At 74.8% G+C, this 20,777-nt stretch carries 22 protein-coding genes and 1 tRNA gene; 15 read left to right on the top strand and 8 right to left on the bottom strand.

Annotated features, from left to right (window positions below; all coding sequences use genetic code 11):
• The first annotated feature begins 328 nt into the window (after positions 1–328).
• Positions 329–1,456, top strand: coding sequence for a tetratricopeptide repeat protein (locus tag AB0C78_RS47745; protein WP_360761751.1), 1,128 nt, complete (start codon positions 329–331; stop codon positions 1,454–1,456).
• A 19-nt stretch (positions 1,457–1,475) separates the two neighbouring features.
• Here the strand turns inward: AB0C78_RS47745 and AB0C78_RS47740 are convergent, their stop codons facing one another.
• Entirely contained in the window at positions 1,476–1,892 is a 417-nt protein-coding gene (locus AB0C78_RS47740) for a PPOX class F420-dependent oxidoreductase (RefSeq protein WP_360761749.1), read from the bottom strand.
• A 64-nt stretch (positions 1,893–1,956) separates the two neighbouring features.
• Here AB0C78_RS47740 and AB0C78_RS47735 point away from each other — a divergent pair, with 64 nt between their 5' ends.
• The gene (locus tag AB0C78_RS47735) at positions 1,957–2,571 is read left to right on the top strand and encodes an alpha/beta family hydrolase (protein WP_360761747.1); all 615 of its coding nucleotides are present in this window, start codon (positions 1,957–1,959) and stop codon (positions 2,569–2,571) included.
• A 116-nt stretch (positions 2,572–2,687) separates the two neighbouring features.
• Here AB0C78_RS47735 and AB0C78_RS47730 read toward each other — a convergent pair whose 3' ends face one another.
• A complete protein-coding gene (locus AB0C78_RS47730; protein WP_151546285.1) occupies positions 2,688–2,891 on the bottom strand; it encodes a DUF5999 family protein in 204 nt (67 codons plus the stop codon).
• A gap of 365 nt (positions 2,892–3,256) precedes the next feature.
• Here AB0C78_RS47730 and AB0C78_RS47725 point away from each other — a divergent pair, with 365 nt between their 5' ends.
• From AB0C78_RS47725 to AB0C78_RS47715, 3 genes are all read left to right on the top strand, one after another.
• Entirely contained in the window at positions 3,257–3,985 is a 729-nt protein-coding gene (locus tag AB0C78_RS47725) for a (Fe-S)-binding protein (protein ID WP_360761745.1), read from the top strand.
• A gap of 122 nt (positions 3,986–4,107) precedes the next feature.
• A complete protein-coding gene (locus AB0C78_RS47720) occupies positions 4,108–5,445 on the top strand; it encodes a lactate utilization protein B (protein ID WP_360761753.1) in 1,338 nt (445 codons plus the stop codon).
• Positions 5,442–6,083, top strand: a complete 642-nt coding sequence (locus AB0C78_RS47715) for an LUD domain-containing protein (RefSeq protein WP_360761743.1) — start codon at positions 5,442–5,444, stop codon at positions 6,081–6,083. The genes AB0C78_RS47720 and AB0C78_RS47715 overlap by 4 nt, the downstream gene beginning before the upstream one ends.
• A gap of 16 nt (positions 6,084–6,099) precedes the next feature.
• Here AB0C78_RS47715 and AB0C78_RS47710 read toward each other — a convergent pair whose 3' ends face one another.
• From AB0C78_RS47710 to AB0C78_RS47700, 3 genes are all read right to left on the bottom strand, one after another.
• Positions 6,100–6,672, bottom strand: coding sequence for a TetR/AcrR family transcriptional regulator C-terminal domain-containing protein (locus AB0C78_RS47710; protein ID WP_360761741.1), 573 nt, complete (start codon positions 6,670–6,672; stop codon positions 6,100–6,102).
• 389 nt (positions 6,673–7,061) lie between these two features.
• Positions 7,062–7,155: transfer RNA gene (locus AB0C78_RS47705), tRNA-OTHER, on the bottom strand.
• Positions 7,156–7,198: 43 nt separating this feature from the next.
• Positions 7,199–7,930 (bottom strand): hypothetical protein, encoded by a 732-nt coding sequence (locus AB0C78_RS47700; RefSeq protein ID WP_360761740.1) that lies wholly within the window; start codon positions 7,928–7,930, stop codon positions 7,199–7,201.
• Between the two features lie 211 nt (positions 7,931–8,141).
• Here AB0C78_RS47700 and AB0C78_RS47695 point away from each other — a divergent pair, with 211 nt between their 5' ends.
• Together AB0C78_RS47695 and AB0C78_RS47690 are read left to right on the top strand one after the other, a co-directional pair.
• On the top strand, positions 8,142–8,558 hold the full coding sequence (locus AB0C78_RS47695; protein ID WP_360761738.1) for a plectin: 417 nt from the start codon (positions 8,142–8,144) through the stop codon (positions 8,556–8,558).
• A gap of 233 nt (positions 8,559–8,791) precedes the next feature.
• A complete protein-coding gene (locus AB0C78_RS47690; RefSeq protein ID WP_151543612.1) occupies positions 8,792–9,520 on the top strand; it encodes a maleylpyruvate isomerase N-terminal domain-containing protein in 729 nt (242 codons plus the stop codon).
• Here the strand turns inward: AB0C78_RS47690 and AB0C78_RS47685 are convergent.
• Positions 9,468–10,841 (bottom strand): nitrate/nitrite transporter, encoded by a 1,374-nt coding sequence (locus AB0C78_RS47685; protein WP_360761736.1) that lies wholly within the window; start codon positions 10,839–10,841, stop codon positions 9,468–9,470. The two genes, AB0C78_RS47690 and AB0C78_RS47685, sit on opposite strands and share 53 nt — an antisense overlap.
• A 199-nt stretch (positions 10,842–11,040) precedes the next feature.
• Between AB0C78_RS47685 and AB0C78_RS47680 the strand changes: the two genes are divergently transcribed.
• Complete coding sequence (locus tag AB0C78_RS47680) at positions 11,041–11,289, top strand: hypothetical protein (RefSeq protein WP_151543610.1); 249 nt, start codon at positions 11,041–11,043, stop codon at positions 11,287–11,289.
• Positions 11,290–11,343: 54 nt separating this feature from the next.
• Here AB0C78_RS47680 and AB0C78_RS47675 read toward each other — a convergent pair whose 3' ends face one another.
• On the bottom strand, positions 11,344–11,847 hold the full coding sequence (locus AB0C78_RS47675; protein WP_360761734.1) for an NUDIX hydrolase: 504 nt from the start codon (positions 11,845–11,847) through the stop codon (positions 11,344–11,346).
• A gap of 312 nt (positions 11,848–12,159) precedes the next feature.
• Between AB0C78_RS47675 and AB0C78_RS47670 the strand changes: the two genes are divergently transcribed.
• From AB0C78_RS47670 to AB0C78_RS47655, 4 genes are all read left to right on the top strand, one after another.
• Positions 12,160–14,268 carry a molybdopterin-dependent oxidoreductase gene (locus AB0C78_RS47670; protein ID WP_360761732.1) on the top strand — a complete coding sequence of 703 codons (2,109 nt, stop codon included), beginning with the start codon at positions 12,160–12,162 and terminating at the stop codon, positions 14,266–14,268.
• Positions 14,269–14,466: 198 nt separating this feature from the next.
• Positions 14,467–14,859, top strand: coding sequence for a nitrite reductase small subunit NirD (gene nirD / locus AB0C78_RS47665; protein ID WP_360761730.1), 393 nt, complete (start codon positions 14,467–14,469; stop codon positions 14,857–14,859).
• On the top strand, positions 14,843–16,033 hold the full coding sequence (locus AB0C78_RS47660; RefSeq protein ID WP_360761728.1) for a uroporphyrinogen-III synthase: 1,191 nt from the start codon (positions 14,843–14,845) through the stop codon (positions 16,031–16,033). Before nirD ends, AB0C78_RS47660 begins: the two co-directional genes overlap by 17 nt.
• Positions 16,026–16,790, top strand: coding sequence for a CbiX/SirB N-terminal domain-containing protein (locus AB0C78_RS47655; RefSeq protein WP_360761727.1), 765 nt, complete (start codon positions 16,026–16,028; stop codon positions 16,788–16,790). Before AB0C78_RS47660 ends, AB0C78_RS47655 begins: the two co-directional genes overlap by 8 nt.
• Here AB0C78_RS47655 and AB0C78_RS47650 read toward each other — a convergent pair.
• The gene (locus tag AB0C78_RS47650; RefSeq protein ID WP_360761725.1) at positions 16,784–17,347 is read right to left on the bottom strand and encodes a MarR family transcriptional regulator; all 564 of its coding nucleotides are present in this window, start codon (positions 17,345–17,347) and stop codon (positions 16,784–16,786) included. The genes AB0C78_RS47655 and AB0C78_RS47650 overlap by 7 nt on opposite strands.
• Positions 17,348–17,465: 118 nt before the next feature.
• Between AB0C78_RS47650 and AB0C78_RS47645 the strand changes: the two genes are divergently transcribed.
• From AB0C78_RS47645 to AB0C78_RS47635, 3 genes are all read left to right on the top strand, one after another.
• Positions 17,466–18,449, top strand: a complete 984-nt coding sequence (locus AB0C78_RS47645; protein WP_360761723.1) for an ATP-binding cassette domain-containing protein — start codon at positions 17,466–17,468, stop codon at positions 18,447–18,449.
• 1 nt (position 18,450) lies between these two features.
• The gene (locus AB0C78_RS47640) at positions 18,451–19,353 is read left to right on the top strand and encodes an ABC transporter permease (RefSeq protein WP_360761721.1); all 903 of its coding nucleotides are present in this window, start codon (positions 18,451–18,453) and stop codon (positions 19,351–19,353) included.
• A gap of 113 nt (positions 19,354–19,466) precedes the next feature.
• Positions 19,467–20,651, top strand: a complete 1,185-nt coding sequence (locus AB0C78_RS47635) for an esterase-like activity of phytase family protein (RefSeq protein WP_360761719.1) — start codon at positions 19,467–19,469, stop codon at positions 20,649–20,651.
• Positions 20,652–20,777 lie beyond the last annotated feature (126 nt).

The following is a 20,777-nucleotide window of genomic DNA, read 5'->3' as shown; positions in this document are numbered from 1 at the left end:
ACCCCCCCCCCCCACAACCCCCCGCATGCGGGGGGGCGGGTGGCGGCGCCCCGGCGGCCCCCCCCCCCTACCCCCGCCCCCCCCCCGGCGGGCAGGCCCGCTGCGCTCGCTGCACTCGCTCCGCGTGCTTGCCCGAGGCCGGCGGCTGAGGTCTGGCCTTCCGGACCGATGGTCAACCGGCGCCTCCGGATGGGTGTTCAACCAGCGCTAGCGGGGCGGGGGCGCGGGTTTCGTGATCTCGGTGGGGTTTTCGAGTGTCGGCCGGGACGGGGCGGTATCCGGTCGCTAGGCTCTGGGCGGACCCCGACCCCCAGAGGGCAGAAGACCGATGAGCGAGTCCGCGGCCGACGATCCGGCCCTGTTGTGCGAGGAGGCGCGGAGCCTCGCGGAGAACGGTGCGGCCCGCGAGGCCGCGCTGCTGTTCGAACGGGTGCTCGCCCTCGGCGACACCCCCTGCCGGGCGCAGGCCGCGCTCGGCCTCGCGGTCGTGCTGGACGACGGCGGGGACGTCGAGGCCGCCCGCGAGGCCGACCGGGCCGCCATCGCCACCGGCGACCCCGAGTACGGGCCCCGCGCCGCCTACCACCTCGCGCTCACCCACGAGCGGGCCGGGGAGCACGACGAGGCGGCGCCCGCGTGGCGCGTCGTCGTCGACTTCGGCAACCCGGCGTACCTGCCGCCCGCCCACCTCGCCCTCGCCCGGCTCGCCGACGACGCGGGCGCGTTCGAGGAGGCGCGCGAGCACTGGGAGGCCGTGATCGGGACGGGCGACCCCGAGTACGGGCCGCCCGCCGCGCACGACCTCGCCCAGCGGCTGCTGGAGCGCGGCGAGCCCGCCCGCGCGCAGCGGGTGCTGGCCGCCGGGCTCCGGCTGATCGACCGGGACGGCGCCCCCTACGCCTACGCGCGGCTCGCCGTCGCGCTCGGCATCTCCTACCTCGACCAGGCCGTCGGCGCGTTCGGCGCGGCGCTCGGCGACGCGTCCGAGCCCGCCGACCCGGAGGTCGGGCCGCTCGCGACGGAGCTGCTGGCCCGCACGCTGCCGCTGCGCGGGCGCGGCGCGGAGGCGGGGGAGGTGTGGCGGCGCGGGCTCGCCGACCCGGGCGTCGCCGGCCAGGTCCGGGCCCGGCTGCGCCGCGACTTCGGCGACGAGGACGCCGACCCCGCCGACCTGTGGTGGGAGCCGGTCGTCGAGCAGGCCGTCACCGACGGGACGCTGCCCGCGCTCGCCGGCGAGGCGTTCGGCGCCCTCGACCACATGTACGCGCTGCTCGCCGTCCGGCAGGCGGGCGAGCAGGAGCCCGCCGGGGGAGCGGGCGAGGTGATCGGCGACGCCGTCCGGGTGCCGGACGGGTACCCGTGGGGGCCGCTGCTGCACGAGAGCTTCGCCGAGCGGCTGAGGCTGGCGATGGGCGGGGCCGCCCCCACGCCCCCGCCGGAGCGTCCGGGCGGCTGACCTCCCGCCCGGACGCGCCTCAGTGGGAGATGTCGCGCTGCGCGACGACCTTGGTGATGCGGGCGCGGACGAGGAACTCGCCGGGCACCGCGTTGCGCTCCCCGAACTCCTCGGCGCGGTCGGCGCCCATGTAGCGGCCGCCGATGACGGTGGCCCACCTGCGCAGCTCGTCCAGGTCCTCGGTGAGCCGGGCCTCCGCCTGGATCATCACGTACGAGTACGGCGGCGCCTGGTCGTCGACGCACACCGACAGGCGCGGGTCGCGGGCGAGGACGCGCGCCTTGATGCTCTCGTGGTACGTGGTGAACAGCAGGTCGTCGCCGTCGAGGACGAACCAGATCGGCGTGACGTGCGGCGTCCCGTCCTTGCGGGTGACGCCGGCCTTCCCGGTGCGGGTTCCCTCCATGACGAAGGCGCGCCATTCGCTGTCGGTCATGATCTCCATCCGTCCAGTGTGCCCCACCCGATCACCGGCCGTGCCGGGCCGGTACCGTGGCGTCATGCAGATCCAGACCGCGCACGGGCCCGCGGAGGCGACCCTGGACGGGCCGGACCGTCCGGCGTTCCTGCTGGTCCTGACGCACGGGTCGAACGGGGGAGTGGACGCGCCGGACCTGCTGGCCGTCCGCGACACCGCGCTCGGGCTGGACGGCGCCGTCGCGCGGATCATGCAGCCGTTCCGGCTCGCCGGGCGCCGCGCGCCCGGCTCGGCCGCCAAGCAGGACGAGGCGTGGCTGGAGATCGTCGAGGTGGTGCGGGAGCGGTACGGGGACGTCCCGCTCGTGCAGGGCGGCCGCAGCAACGGCGCGCGGGTCGCGTGCCGGACGGCGACGGCCGCCGGCGCGGCGGGCGTGGTCGCGCTGGCGTTCCCGCTGCATCCGCCCGGGAAGCCGGAGAAGACCCGGGTGGACGAGCTGCGCGGCGCCGGCGTGGAGGTGCTGGTCGTCAACGGCGACCGGGACCCGTTCGGGGTGCCGGACGCGGCGGACGCGGCGCAGGTCACGGTGCTGCCGGGGGAGCGGCACGACCTGAACAAGGACCCCGGCGCGGTGGGCCGGGCGGTGGAGCCGTGGCTGCAGCGCTGGGCGGCGGCGCCGGCGCGGGCGTCCCGCTGACGGGGCCCGGACAGCAGTACGCCCCTGGGCCCTGGTGCGGGCCCAGAGGGCGTGGTCGGGCGGGCGTGCCCCCGAGGATGATCACCCGTTCGAACTAGTCCCCCGTCGGAGACTGGTCACGCGGCGGACGGCGCCTTCAGGTCCGTCGGCCGGTGCGGTGCGATGACCTCTCCGTCGGGCAGCAGCTCACCGGTGTCCTCGAAGAGCACGACGCCGTTGCACAGCAGGCTCCACCCCTGCTCGGGGTGGGCGGCGAGCGTCCTGGCGGCGTCGCGGTCGGGCGCGTTGTGCGAGGGACAGGGCGGCTGGTGCGGGCACATCGGCGTGCCTCCGGTCTCAACTACTGGTCGGTTGTGGTGCTTTCCCTTTATGACGCACCCCAGTGTGGAACGGTTCGCGCGGACCGGCCATAGCCCGTTGGGACGATTGTCCTTTGGTTCCGGAGTACCGGTGATCTGTGACCCGCCTCACCCCGAGGTGCCAGGCATAGCGTCCCTCACGCTCGATAACGGACGAAGAACGACACGCCGACGTCCCGGAAACGTTCCCGCCGGTTTGATCTTCATGACCGGGCCGCCCGGTTCCGGTCGGCGTCTGCGATCGTTTCACCCGGACGCGGCCTCCGGGCGCCCTACGATGTCCCCCGGGGGACCGGGCTTTGCGAGGCGTGGGGGGTGAGGCCGGTATGCGGGTCGCGCTGTTCGTCGCGTGCTTCGACGACGCGTTGTTCCCCGCGACCGGCAGGGCCGTGACGGCGCTGCTGGAGCGGCTCGGCCACGAGGTCGCCTACCCGCCCGGGCAGACCTGCTGCGGCCAGGTGCACTGGACGACCGGCTACCACCGGGAGGCCGCCGGCCTGGCGCGCGCGTTCACCGCCGCTTTCGACGGTGCCGAGGCGATCGTCGCGCCGTCGGCGTCGTGCGCCGCCGCCGTCCGCGACGCCTACCCGCGGATCGCGCGGGCGGCCCGCGACCCGGGGCTGGCCCGGGCCGCCGAGGACCTGGCCGTCTACGAGCTGACCGAGTTCCTGGTGGACGTGCTGGGCGTGACGGACGTCGGCGCCTACTTCCCGCACCGCGTCACCTACCATCCGTCCTGCCAGTCCGCGCGGACCCTCGGCGTCGCCGACCGGCCGCTGCGGCTGCTGCGCGCGGTGAAGGGCCTCGACCTGGTGGAGCTTCCGGCGGCGGACGAGTGCTGCGGGTTCGGCGGCGCGTTCGCGATGAAGAACGCCGACGTGTCGGTGGCGATGGTGGCGGACAAGGTCCGGCACGTCCGCGACACCGGCGCGGACGTGGTGTGCGCGGTCGACAACGGCTGCCTGGCGCACATCGGCGGCGCGCTGTCGCGGCTGCGCGGCGGCGTCCGGGTGATGCACCTTGCGGAGATCCTGGCCGGGACGGGGCCGGCGTGACCGGCGCGCCGCCGGGACCGCCGGCCGCCGGCGCGGCGGGGCCGCCGGGGACGGGCACCGCGCCGCCGAAGTTCGCCGTCGCCGCCCGGGCCGCGCTCGCCGACACCGGCCTGCGCCGCGGCCTGCGCGCCGGCGCCGCGGCGGTCCGGGAGCGGCGCTCGGCGGTCCCCGAGCCCGCCGACTGGGAGGACCTGCGCGAGGCGGGCCGCGCCATCAAGGACGGGACGCTGCTCGGCCTCGACGCGCACCTGGCGGAGCTGGAGCGGGCCGTCACCGAGGCGGGCGGCCGGGTGCACTGGGCGGCCGACGCCGCCGAGGCGCGCCGGATCGTCACCGGGCTGGTGCGGGCGTCGGGCGCGGCCGAGGTCGTCAAGTCGACGTCGTCGGTGACCCGGGAGATCGGGCTGAACGGCGCGCTGGCCCGCGCGGGCGTCACGGTCCGGGAGACGGGGTTCGGCGAGCTGGTCGCGCAGCTCGGCGAGGACGATCCGGCGGCCGGGGCGCCCTATCGCGACCGCGCCCGGATCCGCGAGCTGTTCGTGCGGCGGCTGCCCGGCGCCGCGGGCGGCCTGTCCGACGATCCCGCCGCGCTGGCCGAGGCGGCGCGGCTGCACCTGCGCGAGCGGTTCCTCGGCGCCCGCGCGGCGGTCACCGGCGCGAACTTCCTGGTCGCGGAGACCGGAACGGTGGTGCTGCTGGAGTCGGAGGGCAACGCCCGGATGTGCCTGACGCTCCCGGACACGCTGATCTCCGTCGCCGGCATCGAGAAGGTGGTCCCGACCTGGGCCGACATGGAGGTGCTGCTCCAGCTGCTGCCGCGCTCGTCGTCCGGCGCGCCGATGACGCCGTACGTGTCGTCGTGGACGGGCGTCACCCCGGGCGACGGGCCCCGCGAGTTCCACCTCGTGCTGCTCGACAACGGCCGCACGAAGGCCCTCGCCGACGAGGTCGGGCGGGCCGCGCTGCGCTGCATCGGCTGCTCGGCCTGCCTGGACGTCTGTCCCGTCTACGAGCGGACAGGGCCGGCCCCGTACGGGCCGGTCCGCGCAGGGCCGATCGGCGCGATCCTCACCCCGCAGCTGCGCGGCGTGGAGCGGGCCGCCGAGGCGTCGCTGCCGTTCGCGTCGACGCTCTGCGGCGCCTGCGCCGACGTCTGCCCGGTGAAGATCGACATTCCGGAGGTGCTGGTCCACCTGCGCGGGCGGGTGGTCGAGTCGCGCCGGCACCGGCCCGTCCCGACCCCGGAGCTGATGCTGATGCGCGGCCTCGCCTGGACGATGGCCGACCCGCGCCGGTACGAGGCGGCGCTGCGCCGCGGCACCCGCTGGGCGCGGCTGATGTCGCGCGGCGGCCGGATCCGCCGGCTGCCCGGCCTGCTCGGCAAGTGGACCGAGGCCCGCGACCTGCCCGCGCCGCCGCCGGAGACCTTCCGGGCCTGGTGGTCGAGGAGGCGCCGGTGAGCTCCCGGGACGAGATGCTGCGGCGGGTCCGCGACGCGCTCGGCGGGGCGCGCGGCGCGCTGCCGGAGGTGCCGCGCCGGTACGCGCGCCGGCTGCCCGCCGCGGACGCGGCGGCCGGGGCGGACGTGCCGGCGCTGTTCGGCGAGCGGGTCGCGGAGAACCGGGCGGCGGTGCGGCACGTCGGCGCGGACGAGCTGGCCACCGCGGTCGCCGCGGCGCTGTGGGGGCGCGAGGCCAAGCAGATCGTCGTCCCGGCGGACCTGCCGTTCGGCTGGCTCGCGGAGCTGGACGGGGTGCGCGCGATGGCGGACCGGCCGGCGATCGACGTGGACGCCCTCGCCGCCGCGGACGGCGTCGTCACCGGGTGCGCCGTCGCGATCGCCGAGACCGGGACCGTCGTGCTGGACGGCGGCCCGACGCAGGGCCGGCGCGTCCTCACCCTGCTGCCCGCCTACCATCTGTGCGTCGTGCAGGCCGAGCAGATCGTGGGGACGGTCCCGGAGGCGGTCGAGCGGCTCGACCCGGCCCGCCCGCTGACGTGGATCAGCGGCCCGTCGGCCGCGTACGGCGCGGACATGGCGGGCGCGGAGGGCATGCACGGCCCCCGCCACCTCGAGGTCCTGGTCGTCGAGGACTGACCCGCACCGCTACCGGCTATCCGGCGCCGGCGAGGACGAGGTCGAGGCCGGCGGTGAAGCGGGCGTCCCAGTCGACGGCGCGGTCGGCGCCGTCCTCCGCCGTCCCGCGCACCTCCAGGGCGGCGTGCCCGATCACGTAGCCGAGCAGCGTGTGCGCGGCGACGGCGGCGGGCTCCTCGCGCACGCCGCCCTGCCGCATCACCTCCCGCAGGGACGCGACGGTCGCGGCGAGCGCGGCGGGGTTGCGGCGGGTGACGACGAGCGGGAGCACGCCCGCGTGGGCGAGGAGCCGGGACCGGTAGTCGCCGGCCCAGGCGCGCAGCACGCCCCGCCAGGACGCGGCGTCCGCGGCCGAGGCGTCGGCGGGGGCGGCGGCGACGTGCGCGACGAGGCCGTCGAGCAGCTGCTCCTTGCCGCGCGGGAGGTGGTGGTAGATCGCCATCGCCTCGACCTCGAGGGCGTCGCCGAGGCGGCGCATGGTGAGGCGGCCGAGTCCCTGGCCGTCGACGATCTGCAGGGCCGCCTCGGTGATCCGCTCGATCGACAGCGGCGCGCGGTTCTGGGCGTTGATGCTGGGCTGCCTGACCATGGGGGCAAGCGTACGGCGGGCCGCCGACATGATCGGGGACTTGGGCGCGCGCCGTCCCCCCGAACGCGCGCCGTCCCCCCGAACGCGCCTTGGCCTTGAACGCGCGCCGTTCCGGGACGGCGGCGGGCCCCGGAACTTGCCCGAGTTCCGGGGCCCTTGGTGGTTCCGCCCTGATGCGCACACCGGCGCGATTCCGGGGGACGGTCAGGTTCAGTTCGCCGCGTTCTCCCTTTGAACCACCGCCGCACGAGAGCGGCGGACCAGATTCGAACTGGCATCTCGGCGACCTTCGCCGTCCCCCGCCCGCCGGTGATGGGCGGAGATGCTGAGACTGGAGCGAGAGCCTGAGTCTGATGGGCCGCTCTGCCGCTGAGCTACCGGGGCCCGAGTGCTCCGGGGAGGATTCGAACCTCCGCTGACGCCACGTGATCAAGCTGAACTTCATTCTCAGCTTCGGGCTTGCGCCCGCCCCCGCGCTCCAGCGGGGGAGTCTTCAGTTGTGCGGCCGCGTCCCGGTGCGGACGCGTCAGGCGAAAAGGTAGCCGAAGACGGCCTCGCCCACCTTGCGGTCGGTCACCTCCGCGCCGTTGGCCTCCTCGCGGGCGAACTTGACCGCCGCCTGCAGCTTGGCGACGCGCTCGCGCAGCTCGTTCACCCGGCGCGCCGGCAGGGCGCCGGAGAACGCGGTCCTGGTCCAGGTGCCGACGATGACGTCCTCGGTGTAGGTCTCCACCTGGGCGGGGTGCTCGGTGGTCGCCTCGTACAGGACGTGGGCCCGCGGGATCTTCTTGGTGCGAGTCGTCCTGACGGGCTCGGTGCGCCACACGTCGGCGGACTCGTCGAACGTCCACGACTCGGCGGCGTCCAGCACCGGGAGCCGGTCGACGAGCCCGGCCAGCTCGGTGAGCTGCTTCTCCAGGAACAGCAGGTGCGCCACCGGGACCTGCTCCAGGACGGTGCGGCCGTCGACGGTGACGTCGGCGCGGGCGTCGCAGTTCGCCCAGTCCTTGGTGGCGGTGATGTCGAACAGCCGGGTGAGCGCGGTCGCGACCTCCTTCAGCGTCCCCTCCGCCTTCACCTGGACGCGGGTGGACTCGGGCGGCAGCGACTCGCCCTCGTCGTCGAGGGGCTGGTAAGTGCGGGAGATGCCGGACAGCAGCGCGGTCTTCTGCAGCCGCTGGCCGATCTCGGCGATCTCGCGCTGCGCGCGGCTCTTCGCGCCCTTCTCGACCGCGATGATCTGGTTGAGCTTCGCCATGGTCCGTCCGCCTCCCCGTGGTTTCCGGCGGAAACGGTACTGATCCGGGATCTTCCCCGCATCCGGATTTCGGGTCCGCGGGACCGCACCAAGCCGGACCTTACTGCGTAAAGGCGCCGAGTTCGGTGTCCGGCGTCACACCCGGCGGACGGCGCGCGTACGCTGGGCCTCGATCGGACGATGAAGATCGTGAGCTTGAGGGAGTATCGCCATGCCGCTGATCCGCAAGGTGGGCAAGGACGTCGCGGGGCAGTACGAGGCCGACGAGCGGCTGGCCGCCGACTATGACGCGCGCCTCGCCGCCGCGCGCGAGGCCGAGCGCGCGCTGCGCGACGCCCAGGGCGCGGACGTGCCCGGGCCGGAGCTGCACGACCTGACCATCGCCTTCGACAAGGCCATGACCGAGGTGCTGGCCGCGGCGGAGGCGGCCGAGCGGATCGCGATGGGCCCGAAGACCTACGTGTCCGACGCGCAGGACGCCGCGGCGCGCCGCGCCGCGGAGATCGCGCGCCGCAAGGCCAAGGCGCGCCCGTCCGTGCGGCCGTGGACCGACGAGGTCGACCGGCTGCGCACCGCGCGGGAGGCGCACCGGCTGAGCTTCCGGACGCGTCCCGCCGCGGCCGTCTGAGCGGCCGCGCAGGCGCGCCGCCGCCCGAGCCGGGGGGCCGTGGCGGCGGTCCGTCCCACGTGGGACCGCGTGGGACGACACAGCACCACCGAGTGGCACCGGCCACCGAACTCTGAGAGTCTGCCCTCTCGGGGAACGCCGGGGGCGGTCCGCGCCGCCCGCCGCCGCGCGCGGCGGGCGCGGGACGCTCCGGCGGAGAGGGCGCTGGTGCCCTGGACGCGGGGGGAAGTCACGTGGAGCGCACGCCGCCGGATCGGTGCCGCGTACTCGAGTCCTACCAGGACGGTACGCGGGCGATCCGTGAGCTGGCGTCGGCGGTCGAGGACTGGGACGTGCCGACGCCGTGCGCCGACTGGCAGCTGATCGACTTGGCCGGGCACCTGCGGTGCGTGGCGGAGAACTTCCTGGAGTACCTGCAGGACGCGCCGGACAGCCGGCTGGCGAAGCTGTTCGCGCAGGACGCCGCGACGGCGGTGCTGATCCGCCAGCAGGCGCGGCAGAACGCGGCGGAGCTGGCGGTGCTGCCGCCGGAGCCCGGCCGGGAGCGGATCATGGCGTTCTCGGTGTCGGCGGGGGCGTACTTCGACCTGATGCCGGACATGTGGGACCGCACCCACCTGATCTACCGGGGCACCAAGTACACCGTCGGCGACCACGCGGGCGCGGCGTGCGTGGAGTGGCACCTGCACGCGTGGGACATGGCGCGCGCGATCGGCGTCGACTACCGGCCGCGCGACCCCGACGTGCTGGTGTCGGCGTGGCACTGGGGCGTCCCGCACCTGCCGCTGGCGTCGGGGGACGCGTGGGAGTCGGTGCTGCGGTCCTCGGGCCGAGCGCCGAACTGGCCGGACCCCGGTGAGGGGCCCGGCCGGTCGCGGGGCGGGCGGCAGCGCGGCGCGCGGCAGGGCGTCAGACGCCCGCCGGCTTCCTCGGGTGGGTCCGCAGGTAGACCGCCCAGGTGAGCAGGCAGCAGACGGCGTAGTAGGCGATGAACGCGATGTACGCGCCGTCCCCGGTCCCGGAGTCCAGGAACGACTGCCGGAAGGCGATGTTGACCAGCACGCCGCCGAACGCGCCGATCGCGCCGGCGACGCCGATGAGCGCCCCGGCGAGCCGCCGGGCCTCGTGCTCGGCGGCCACCGGGTCGCCGCCGTTGGCGACGCCGAGCTGCGCATTCGCCCGGAAGATCGCCGGGATCATCTTGTAGGTGGAGCCGTTGCCGAGGCCGCTGAACACGAACAGCAGGATGAACCCGGTGACGAACAGGGCGAGCGACTTCTCGCGCGAGGCGGTGAGGACGAGCGCCGCCGAGACCGCCATGGCGACGAAGTTCCAGAAGGTGACCTTCGCGCCGCCGGTCCGGTCGGCGAGCCAGCCGCCGACGGGCCGGATCAGCGAGCCGAGCAGGGGGCCGAGGAAGGTCAGGTACGCGGCCTTGATCGGGGTGTCGAAGTCGGCCTTGAACTGGACCTGCAGCACCTGCCCGAAGGCGAACCCGAACCCGATGAACGACCCGAACGTGCCGATGTAGAGCAGCGACATGATCCAGGTGTGGCCGTCCTTGCAGACGTCGCGCATCGCCCGCTTCTCGTTGCGGACCTGGGACAGGTTGTCCATGTACAGGGCCGCGCCGAGCGCGGCGAGCACGATGAGCGGGATGTAGATGCCGGCGACGATGCCGGGGTGTCCCTTGCCGGCGGTGGCGAGCACCGCGAGGCCGACGAGCTGGACGACGGCGACGCCGATGTTGCCGCCGCCGGCGTTGATGCCGAGCGCCCAGCCCTTGAGGCGCTGCGGGTAGAAGGCGTTGATGTTGGCCATCGAGGAGGCGAAGTTGCCGCCGCCGACGCCCGCGACCGCCGCCAGGATCAGCAGGGTGGAGTACGAGACGCCGGGCTTGATGAGGAACGCGGCGAGCACCGCGGGGACCAGCAGCAGCGAGGCGCTGACGATGGTCCAGTTGCGGCCGCCGAGCCGGGCGACGGCGAAGGTGTACGGGATCCGCAGCACGGACCCGATGGCCGCCGGGACGGTGGTGAGCATGAACTTGCCGGCCGGGTCGATGCCGTAGGCGGGGCCGAGGAACAGCACGAGCACGGACCACAGCGTCCAGACCGAGAACCCGATGTGCTCGGAGAAGATCGAGAACGCGAGGTTGCGGCGGGCGGTGCGGGCCCCGGACGCGGCCCAGAACTCCGGGTCCTCGGGCCGCCAGTCCTCGATCCAGCGGCCTTTCAGCGAGGGGCGGCGCGTCCTCGGCGCCGCTTCGGTCGTGACGGTCATCGGGTGTCTCCTTGTGGTCGCTGACGAGGCAGGACGCTAGGAGCCGGCCGTTTCGGGCTTGTGTGGCCCGCAATGCGGCGGTGATAACTCCACTGCACAGCGTGTGCGGGCGCGGTGTGAGGCGGGGCGGGCGTGCGTGGCCGCCGCCCCGCCGGGGTAGACCATGATCGCGGCGCGGCGGGGGAGGGAGACAGGACCGATGGCGACCTGCGAGGTCTGCGGGAACGACTACGCGATGGCGTTCGAGGTGCACGCGCAGGGGGACGTGCACACCTTCGACTCGTTCGAGTGCGCGATCACCCGGATGGCGCCGATCTGCGAGCACTGCAAGTGCCGGATCGTCGGGCACGGCGTCGAGGTGGGCGGGCGGTTCTACTGCTGCGCCCACTGCGCGCGCGCCTCGGAGCCGGAGCGCGCACGGCTCATCCAGGACGCCGCGCCGGTGTAGGCACGGCGCGGGGGACGTGCAGGCCGGGCCGGGCGGCGGCCCGGCCGGCGGCGGTCAGTCCGCGGTTCCGCGGGCGGCGCCGAAGGCGGGCTCGCGGCCGTCCTCGAGGTAGACGGGGCGGCCGTCGGCGAGCGCGCGCAGGCTCGGCTCCATCCGGCGCGAGACGTGCGCGGGCGACAGCTCGGGGATCTTCTCCGGCGCGACCAGGACGTGGTCGGACAGCTCGTCGGGCGGCAGCCGGATCGCGGCGAGCTCGGCGTCGCTGATGACGCCGCCGAAGACGAACACGTTGACCGAGTCGACGCCGTCGTCGCGCGGGGAGCCCCAGTCGACGCAGACGAGGCCGTCCAGGCGGGGGACGAGGCCGAGCTCCTCGCGGCATTCGCGCACGCACGCGGCGAGCGGGGACTCGTCGGTCTCGATGACCCCGCCCGGCAGGAACCAGCCCTCGCTGTAGGTGGGCTTGACCAGCAGGACCCGCCCGAGGTCGTCCAGGAGCAGGGCCGCCGCGGCGCCGCGGGAGCGCGGCAGCGAGGCGTAGTAAGCAAGGTCGGGCATGTACCGAGATTAGGCCGGACGACCGTCTTATGATCCTCGCCGCGGCGGGCCTGGCACCGCATCCTCCGCGAGATCGCCGGGCCGCCGCGAATCCGGTTCGGCAACCGGCCGGACGGTGACGAATGGACCCTGACAATCGCCGACAACGCTTGACACGCGATCGTCAACTCTTGCCGCCGGCCGCCGGCGAGAGGGCCGCCGGCGGTGACGGGCGGGCGGCTGACCTTGCCGGACGCGCGGCGTGAAGCGCATTTAACGCGCGGGTCACACGTGGGACGCGGCGGCGAAACGGCGCCGCCGGAGCCTTCCGGCATGACCGGGACTCCTACGCACTGCCCGTACTGCGCCCTGCAATGCGGGATGACCCTCGACGGCGGCGCGCCCGCGGACGGCATGCCCGCGACGGGTGCGTCCGCGGGCGGCGCGCGGGTGCGGGTGGCGCCGCGCGACGACGTGCCCGCGAACCGCGGGGGGCTCTGCCAGAAGGGCTGGACCGCCGCGGAGCTGCTCACCGTCCCGGACAGGCTGACCACTCCGCTGATGCGCCGCACCCGCGACGCGCCGCTGGAGCCGTGCACCTGGGACGAGGCGCTCGACCGGATCGCCTCCGGCATCGGGCGGCTCGCCGCAGAGCACGGCCCGGACGCCGTCGCGGTGTTCGGCGGCGGCGGGCTGACCAACGAGAAGGCCTACCAGCTCGGCAAGTTCGCCCGGATCGCGCTGCGCACCTCGCAGATCGACTACAACGGGCGGTTCTGCATGTCGTCGGCGGCCGCCGCGTCCGGCCGGGCGTTCGGGATGGACCGTGGGCTGCCCGGCCCGGTCACCGACCTGGCCGCGTCCGGTGCCGTCCTGCTCGCGGGCGGGAACCCGGCCGAGACGATGCCGCCGTTCATGCGGCACCTGGCCGACATGCGCGACGGCGGCGGAGCGCTCATCGTCGTGGACCCGCGCCGCACCGCGACGGCAAGGCAGGCGGACCTGCACCTGCAGCCCGCCGCCGGCACCGACATCGCGCTCGCCAACGGGCTGCTGCACCTGGCGCTGGCCGAGGGCCTCGCCGACGAGGAGTACATCGCGGCGCGGACGAGCGGGTTCGACGCCGTCCGGACGGTCGCGAACGCGTACTGGCCGGACCGGGTGGAGCGCATCACCGGCGTCCCGCTCCCGAAGATGCGCGAGGCCGTCCGGCTGCTGGCGGGCGCGGACCGCGCCCATGTGCTGACGGCGCGCGGCTCCGAGCAGCACGCGCGCGGCACCGACATGGTCTCCGGGTTCATCAACCTGGCGCTGGCGCTCGGACTGCCGGGCCGTCCCGGCTCCGGCTACGGCTGCCTGACCGGGCAGGGCAACGGGCAGGGCGGCCGCGAGCACGGGCAGAAGGCCGACCAGCTGCCCGGCTACCGGAAGATCGACGATCCGGCGGCGCGCGCGCACGTCGCGGGCGTGTGGGGCGTGGATCCGGACGCGCTGCCGGGCCCGGGCCGGTCCGCGTACGAGCTGCTGTCCGCGCTCGGCACCCCGGACGGCCCCAAGGCGATGCTCCTGTTCGGGTCGAACCCGGTGGTGTCGGCGCCGCGCGCCGCGTCCGTCGAGGAGCGGCTCGGCTCTCTCGACCTGCTGGTCGTCGCCGACTTCGTGCCGTCGGAGACCGCCCGGCTCGCCGACGTGGTGCTGCCGACGGCGCAGTGGGCGGAGGAGTCCGGCACGATGACGAACCTGGAGGGCCGGGTGCTGCGCCGCCGCCGGGCGGTCCGCGCGCCGGACGGCGTTCGCACCGACCTGGAGATCATCGCGGCGCTGGCCGGGCGGCTCGGCGCGCCGGGGGAGTGGAGCACCGACCCCGAGCGGGTGTTCGGCGAGCTGCGCCGCGCGAGCGCCGGCGGCGTCGCCGACTACTCCGGCATCACCTACGAGCGGATCGAGGCCGAGGGCGGGGTGTTCTGGCCCTGCCCGTCCGAGGACCACCCCGGCACGCCGCGCCCCTACCTGGACCGTTTCCCCACGCCGGACGGCCGTGCCCGGTTCTTCCCCGTCGAGCACCAGGGCGCCGCGGAGGACGTCGACGCCGAGTACCCGCTGTACCTGACGACCGGCCGCGTCCTGGCGCAGTACCAGTCGGGCGCACAGACCCGCCGGGTGCGGGCGCTGGCGGACGCGGCGCCGGGCCCGTTCGTGGAGCTGCATCCCGACCTCGCCGAGCGGCTCGGCGTCGAGGACGGCCAGGATGTGAAGGTGGAGAGCCGCCGGGGCACCGCGACCGCCGCGGCGCGCGTGACGGACGCGATCCGCCGCGACACGGTCTTCATGCCGTTCCACTGGGCGGGGGAGGGCCGCGCGAACCTGCTCACCGGCACCGCCCTGGACCCCGTCTCGCGGATGCCGGAGTTCAAGGTGTGCGCCGTCCGGATTTCGGCGTGAGCGCCTTTTAACACGGCGGTGACAAAGGAGACCCAACCGTGAAACGGCCCCTGCGGAGACTCGGTTCATGAACATCGGGGACGGACCGGCCCGACCGGCCACCGCGCGAACCTTACAACGTCAAGGCGCCGGGCCGGTGGCATCCGACGCCTCGCCCGCCACGTTCCCGCACGCGACTCGCCTGGAGGTTGCCGTCCGATGAGCATCACATCCGAAGCGACGATCACGAGGCGTCCCGCCGAAGCCGCGGCCCGCTGGTTCGACATCTGCTCCTACACCGACCTGATCCCCGAGCGGGGCGCCTGCGCGATGCTGGACGGCACGCAGGTCGCGGTGTTCCGCGCCTTCGACGGGACGCTGTACGCGCTGTCGAACCTCGACCCGTTCAGCGGCGCGTACGTGCTGTCGCGGGGCATCCTCGGCACCCGCGACGGCGTCCCGACGGTCGCCTCGCCCATGTACAAGCAGGTGTTCGACCTGCGCACCGGGGCCTGCCTGGACGACCCGCGGGTGGCGGTGCCGGTGTTCCCGGTCCGCCGGGCGGAAGGCGACCGCGTGGAGGTGGCGCTCACCGATGACCGCCGACAGTGAGCCGCTGGCCGGGTTCGCCGTCGGGGTGACCGCGGCCCGCCGCCACGAGGAGCTCGCGACGCTGCTGGAGCGGCGCGGCGCGCGGGTGGTGCTCGCCCCCGCGATCCGCCTCGTCCCGCTCGCCGACGACGCCGAGCTGCTGGAGGCGACGCGGGCGTGCCTGGACCGGCCGCTGGACCACGCCGTCGTCACGACCGGGATCGGGTTCCGGGCGTGGCTGGAGACGGCGGACGGATGGGGGCTGCGCGACGCCCTCATCGCGGCGCTCGGCGCCGCCGACATCGTGGCGCGCGGCCCGAAGGCGCGCGGCGCGATCCGCTCGGCCGGGCTGCAGGAGCGCTGGTCGCCGGAGTCGGAGGGCTGCGCGGAGGTGATCGCGCACCTGCTGGAGAAGGACCTTGCGGGCGCCCGGGTGGCGGTCCAGCTCTACGGCGAGCGCCAGCCGGAGCTGACGGACGCGCTGCGCGCGGCGGGCGCCGAGGTGATCGAGATCCCGGTGTACCGGTGGGCGCGCGCCGAGGACGTCACGCCGCTGCGGCGGCTCGTCGGGCAGGCCGTCGCCGGCACGGTGGACGCGATCACCTTCACCAGCGCGCCCGCGGTCGCCGCGACGCTCGCGGTGGCCGCCGAGGACGACCTGGAGGAGGCGCTGCTGGAGGCGCTGCGCACCCATGTGGTGGCGGCGTGCGTGGGCCCGGTGACGGCGCTGCCGCTGACCGAGCGCGGAGTGCCGGCCGTCCAGCCGGAGCGGGCCAGGCTCGGGGCGCTCGTGCGGGCGCTGGCGTCGGACCTGCCGCGGCGCCGTGCGCGGCTGCTGTCGGTGCGCGGGTCGTCGCTGGAGCTTCGCGGCCACGCCGTCGTGCTGGACGGGCAGCTGCGGCCCATCGCGCCCGCGCCGATGGCGATCCTGCGGGCGCTGGCGCGGCGGCCCGGGCACGTGGTGTCGCGCGCGGAGCTGTGCGGGGTTCTGCCGAGCCGGCTGGTCGTCGGCGGCTCGCCGTGGTCGCGGGACGCCCGGCCGCAGGCCGACGAGCACGCGGTGGAGATGGCGGTGGCGCGGCTCCGGCGGGGGCTCGGCCGCCCCGGGATCGTCGAGACGGTCGTCAAGCGCGGCTACCGGCTGGCGTGCGACCCGCGGCTGGTCGACCGGCTCGCGGCGGGCGCCGGTGGCTGACCGGTCCGCCACGTCCCGGCTGCCCGCCCGGCCGCCGGCGCTGCTGGCCGTCGCGCACGGCACCCGCGACCCGGCCGGGCCCGTCGTCGTGCGGGAGCTGCTGGCCCGGGTGCGGGAGCTGCGGCCCTCGCTCCGCGTGGCGGAGGCGTACGGGGAGCTGGTCTCCCCGCCGCTGGAGGAGGCCGCCGCCGCGCTGGACGGGCCCGTGGTCGCCGTGCCGCTGCTCCTGGGCCGCGGCTACCACGCTCTGATCGACATCCCCGAGCGCGCCGGGCGGCTGCTGCCCGGCGCGGTGACGGCGCGTCCCCTGGGCCCGGACGCGCTGCTCGCCGACGCGCTGGCCGGACGACTCGGCGCGATGCCGTCCGTCCGGCGCGGAGACGGGGGTCCGCCGCGCCCGCGGGACACCGTGGTCCTCGGCGCGGCGGGCTCCGCCGACCCGGCCGGCGCCGAAGACGTGCGTGCGGCGGCGCGGCTGCTCGCACGCCGGCTGCGGCGGCCCGTCCCGTACGGGTTCGTCGCGGCCGGCGGCCCGCCCCTGGACGAGGTGGTCGCGGAGCGGCGACGCTGTGGTGCCGAGCGCGTGGTCGTGGCGTCGTACCTGCTGGCGCCCGGCCGGTTCCTGGACCGGATGCGGGCGTGCGGCGCGGACGCGGTGTCCGCGCCGATCGGGGCGCACGACGCGGCCGCCCGGCTGGTCCTGCGCCGCTATGACGAGGCGCGGTCCCGGATGGCCGAGCCGGCGTCCATCTACTGACGCGCCTGCCCCAGCCGGGCCTCCGCTTCGACCTGCGGGGTGACGACCCGTTCGCGCGGCGCCGTCCCCTGGTAGGCGGCGCCGTCCGCGGGGGAGTCCCCGCCGGGAGCGAGGTCGGCGAACCGGTCGTCGTGGTGGGCGAGGACCCGCAGCAGCATCTCCCGGAACAGCCGCCGCTCGTCGGGTGACAGCGGTTCGAACAGGACCTCGTTGAGGCGGCGGCGCGCCCGGAGGCTGTCGTCGAGGAAGCCGAGGCCGTCGTCGGTGGCCTCCAGCGCGTAGCGCCGCCGGTCCGCGGGGTCGCGGCGGCGCCGGACGTGGCCGGCCTCCTCCAGCGCGTCCACGATCCCGACCAGGTCGCCGGCGTCCATGCGCAGCCGTTCGGCGACGTCGCGCTGCGACAGCGGCCCGGACCGCGCCACGCACCACAGGACGAGCAGGTGCGGCATCCGCGGCTGGCCGGGGAACATCCGCGTCCCGGTGCGCCGGACGAGGCGCACCGTCTCGTACATCAGGTAGGTGGGCGAGTCGTACATCGGGTCGTCCTGGTCCTTCACGTCCCGCTCCTCGGAGATCGCTTGGAACGTCCTATCTCTCTTGACGTGAGAGATAGGCTACTCCTACCGTTGGAAAGCCCAAAATATGGGCGCATTTCTCCATCGGAGGGGAGGCCCCATGCCCGGCGGGGGACCCGCCGTCGAGGTCGACGGCCTGATCAGGAAGTTCGGCGAGGTGGAGGCCGTCCGGGGAATCGGCTTCACCGTGGCCCCCGGGGAGATCTTCGGATTCCTCGGGCCGAACGGCGCCGGCAAGTCCACCACGATCAACATGCTCTGCACGCTGCTGAAGCCGACCGCCGGCACGGCGCGGGTCGCCGGCTTCGACGTCGTGGCCGAGCGCGACAGCGTGCGCCGCAACATCGGCCTGGTCTTCCAGGACCCGACGCTCGACGGCTACCTGTCCGGCGAGCAGAACCTGCGCTTCCACGCCGAGCTGTACGGGGTGCCGCGCGGCGCGACCGGCGACCGCATCCGGCAGGTGCTGGAGATGGTCGGCCTCTGGGACCGGCGCGCCGACCTGGTGCAGACCTACTCCGGCGGCATGAAGCGCCGGCTGGAGATCGCCCGCGGCCTGCTGCACTCGCCGCGGGTGCTGTTCCTGGACGAGCCGACGGTTGGCCTGGACCCGCAGACCCGCGCGTCGATCTGGGACTACATCCGGCAGCTCAAGGACGCCGAAGAGATCACCATCTTCATGACCACCCACTACATGGACGAGGCCGAGTTCTGCGACCGCATCGCGATCATGGACTCGGGGCGGATCGTCGCGCTGGACACCCCCGAGGCGCTCAAGGCGGGCGTCGGCAAGGACCGGGTCCGGATCCAGACCGCTGACGACGAGGCCGCGATCGCCGCCCTCCGGGAGCGGTTCGACCTGGAGGCCGGCATGTCGGAGGGCGCCGTCGCGTTCTCGGTGGCCTCCGGCGAGGCGTTCGTGCCGCGGCTGTTCGCCGAGCTCGGCGTCCCGATCCGGTCGGTGAGCGTGTCCCGGCCGTCGCTGGACGACGTCTTCATGTCCTTCACCGGCTCGACGATCCGCGACGCCGAGGCCGGCTCCACCGACAGGATGCGCGTCATGATGCGTGCGGCGAGGAGATGAGATGACGAGCTCGACGCGGGCGGAGACGCCCGAGGCGGCGGCGCCGGCCGCGGACGTGGTGCGGGTCCGGGTGCCGGAGCCGGGGCTGCGGCAGGACGTGCGCGCGGTGAAGATCGTCCTGCACCGGGAGCTGATCCGGTTCTGGCGCGACAAGCTGCGGATGGTGTCGGGGCTGGTGCAGCCGGTGCTGTGGCTGCTGGTGATGGGCACCGGCCTGTCGAACCTGATGGCGAGCGGCGGCGCGCACGGCGACATCGACCTGAAGACGTTCATCTTCCCGGGCGTGTGCGCGATGTCGGTGATGTTCACCGCGATGTTCTCCGCCGGGTCGATCGTGTGGGACCGCGAGTTCGGGTTCCTGCGCGAGATGCTCGTCGCGCCGGTCAGCCGCAGCTCGATCGTGATCGGCAAGTGCATCGGCGGCGCGCTGGTGGCGACGCTGCAGGGCGCGGTGATCGTCGCGCTGGCCGGGCTCGCCGGGGTGCCCTACGACCCCGTGCTGATCCTGGAGCTGCTGGGGCTGATGTTCCTCGGCGCGTTCGCGCTGACCGGGTTCGGCGTGATGATGGCCGCGCGGATCAAGCAGATGCAGTCGTTCTTCGGCCTCATGCAGATGGCGATGATGCCGATGATGTTCCTGTCCGGCGCGCTGTACCCGCTGAACGGCCTGCCCGCGTGGCTGACCGTGCTGACCCGGTTCAACCCGCTGACCTACGCCGTCGACCCGCTGCGCCAGGCGGTCTTCTCCCACCTGGACCTGACGCCGGCGCTGCGGCGCACCTTCGACCCCGGCGTGACCTGGAACGGGTGGGTCGTCCCGGTCTGGCTGGAGATCCTCATCGTGGTGGGGATGGGCGTCGGACTGATGGGCGTCGCGATCGTCGAGTTCCGCCACACCGACTGACGGGACGCCGCGCGAAACACCCTCGGAAACCCCGCCGTCACCGTGCGTGATGCACCATACTGACCCCGGCCACGAAGCGAGTTGGGTCGGATGCGAAGGGTGACGGTGAACAGGTGAACGGGCATCGGACGATGATGCGGGGGGCGGCGGCGACGGCCGCCGTCCTCGCGGCGGTGACGGTTCCGGCGGTCATGGAGGCGCCCGCGCGGGCGGTGGACCGGACCGGCGGCCAGGCGGCCGGCGCGCACCGGGGGCTGCGGATCACGCGGTTCCTGGGGGAGAAGCGGCTGCCGCACCTGGCGAAGTTCGGCGGCACCACGGTGGGCGGCCTGTCGGGCATCGACCGCGACCCGCGTACCGGCGACTGGTACATGGTCTCCGACGACCGGTGGCGGTACGACCCGGCCCGCTTCTACACCGGCCGCGTCGACATCGACCCGCGCACGGGCCGGTTCGGCGGCGTGTCCCTCACCGGCGTGCACACGCTGACCGGCCCGGACGGCAAGCCGTACCCGGGGTTCGGCAAGCCCCGCTCGGTCGACCCCGAGTCGATCCGCTACGACCCGGATGCCCACCGGGTGCTGTGGGGCAACGAGGGCGACCGGCCCGACGAGACGCACCAGGTGCCGCTCGCGCCGCTGACCGTCCAGTGGGCGGGCCGCGACGGCCGCTACCGCGGCCTGCTCCCGCTGCCGGAGGACCTGAGGCTCGCCACCGGCCACCACGGGCCGCGCCGCAACTTCGGTATGGAGGCGCTGGCGATCGCGCCGCATACCATCGCCGGGATGATCGAGGGCCCGCGCTACGAGGACGGGCCGCTTCCGACCGTCCGGCACGGCGCCGTGACCAGGCTGACGACGTGGAGCCGGCACGGGAAGGTGCGGGCGCAGTACGCCTACCAGGTCGACCGGCTGCCGGCCGCGCCCGTCCCGGCGGGCGGCGTCGCCGACAGCGGCGTGTCGGAGATCCTCGCGATCGACGACCACCGCTACCTGGCGCTGGAGCGCTCGTGGCTGCAGGGCGTCGGCTACAAGGTCAAGCTGTACGAGTTCGACACCCGCGGCGCGACGAACGTGCTGGCTCGGGGGAGCCTGGCGAAGGGCGGCAAATACCGGCCGGTCCGCAAGCACCTGGTCGCCGACCTCGGCCGGTACGCCTCCCCGACGCAGAACCTGGAGGGGATGGGCTGGGGGCCGAAGCTGCGGTCGGGGGAGCGGACGCTCGTGGTGTGCTCCGACGACAACTTCGACGCCCAGGAGGTCACCGAGTTCCTGGCGTTCGCCGTCCGGGGCCGCTGACGCCGCCCCGCGGCCGGAAAACGACGGCGCCCGCCGGATCACCAATGATGCGGCGGGGGCCGGTGTCGTGCGGGGCGGGGCTCAGACGGCGAAGTCCAGCAGCGGGCGGGCGGTGGTGGGGTGGGG

Source organism: Actinomadura sp. NPDC048394 (genome assembly GCF_040651755.1).
In the GTDB taxonomy this organism is placed as follows: Bacteria; Actinomycetota; Actinomycetes; order Streptosporangiales; family Streptosporangiaceae; genus Spirillospora; species Spirillospora montaniterrae.
This window is presented reverse-complemented; position numbering and strand designations above follow the sequence as displayed.

Coding starts and splice junctions, on each gene's coding strand:
- AB0C78_RS47745 (WP_360761751.1), top strand. CDS start 329: ATGAGCGAGTCCGCGGCCGACGATCCGGCCCTGTTGTGCGAGGAGGCG.
- AB0C78_RS47740 (WP_360761749.1), bottom strand. CDS start 1,892: ATGACCGACAGCGAATGGCGCGCCTTCGTCATGGAGGGAACCCGCACC.
- AB0C78_RS47735 (WP_360761747.1), top strand. CDS start 1,957: ATGCAGATCCAGACCGCGCACGGGCCCGCGGAGGCGACCCTGGACGGG.
- AB0C78_RS47730 (WP_151546285.1), bottom strand. CDS start 2,891: ATGTGCCCGCACCAGCCGCCCTGTCCCTCGCACAACGCGCCCGACCGC.
- AB0C78_RS47725 (WP_360761745.1), top strand. CDS start 3,257: ATGCGGGTCGCGCTGTTCGTCGCGTGCTTCGACGACGCGTTGTTCCCC.
- AB0C78_RS47710 (WP_360761741.1), bottom strand. CDS start 6,672: ATGGTCAGGCAGCCCAGCATCAACGCCCAGAACCGCGCGCCGCTGTCG.
- AB0C78_RS47700 (WP_360761740.1), bottom strand. CDS start 7,930: ATGGCGAAGCTCAACCAGATCATCGCGGTCGAGAAGGGCGCGAAGAGC.
- AB0C78_RS47695 (WP_360761738.1), top strand. CDS start 8,142: ATGCCGCTGATCCGCAAGGTGGGCAAGGACGTCGCGGGGCAGTACGAG.
- AB0C78_RS47685 (WP_360761736.1), bottom strand. CDS start 10,841: ATGACCGTCACGACCGAAGCGGCGCCGAGGACGCGCCGCCCCTCGCTG.
- AB0C78_RS47680 (WP_151543610.1), top strand. CDS start 11,041: ATGGCGACCTGCGAGGTCTGCGGGAACGACTACGCGATGGCGTTCGAG.
- AB0C78_RS47675 (WP_360761734.1), bottom strand. CDS start 11,847: ATGCCCGACCTTGCTTACTACGCCTCGCTGCCGCGCTCCCGCGGCGCC.
- AB0C78_RS47670 (WP_360761732.1), top strand. CDS start 12,160: ATGACCGGGACTCCTACGCACTGCCCGTACTGCGCCCTGCAATGCGGG.
- nirD (WP_360761730.1), top strand. CDS start 14,467: ATGAGCATCACATCCGAAGCGACGATCACGAGGCGTCCCGCCGAAGCC.
- AB0C78_RS47660 (WP_360761728.1), top strand. CDS start 14,843: ATGACCGCCGACAGTGAGCCGCTGGCCGGGTTCGCCGTCGGGGTGACC.
- AB0C78_RS47645 (WP_360761723.1), top strand. CDS start 17,466: ATGCCCGGCGGGGGACCCGCCGTCGAGGTCGACGGCCTGATCAGGAAG.
- AB0C78_RS47640 (WP_360761721.1), top strand. CDS start 18,451: ATGACGAGCTCGACGCGGGCGGAGACGCCCGAGGCGGCGGCGCCGGCC.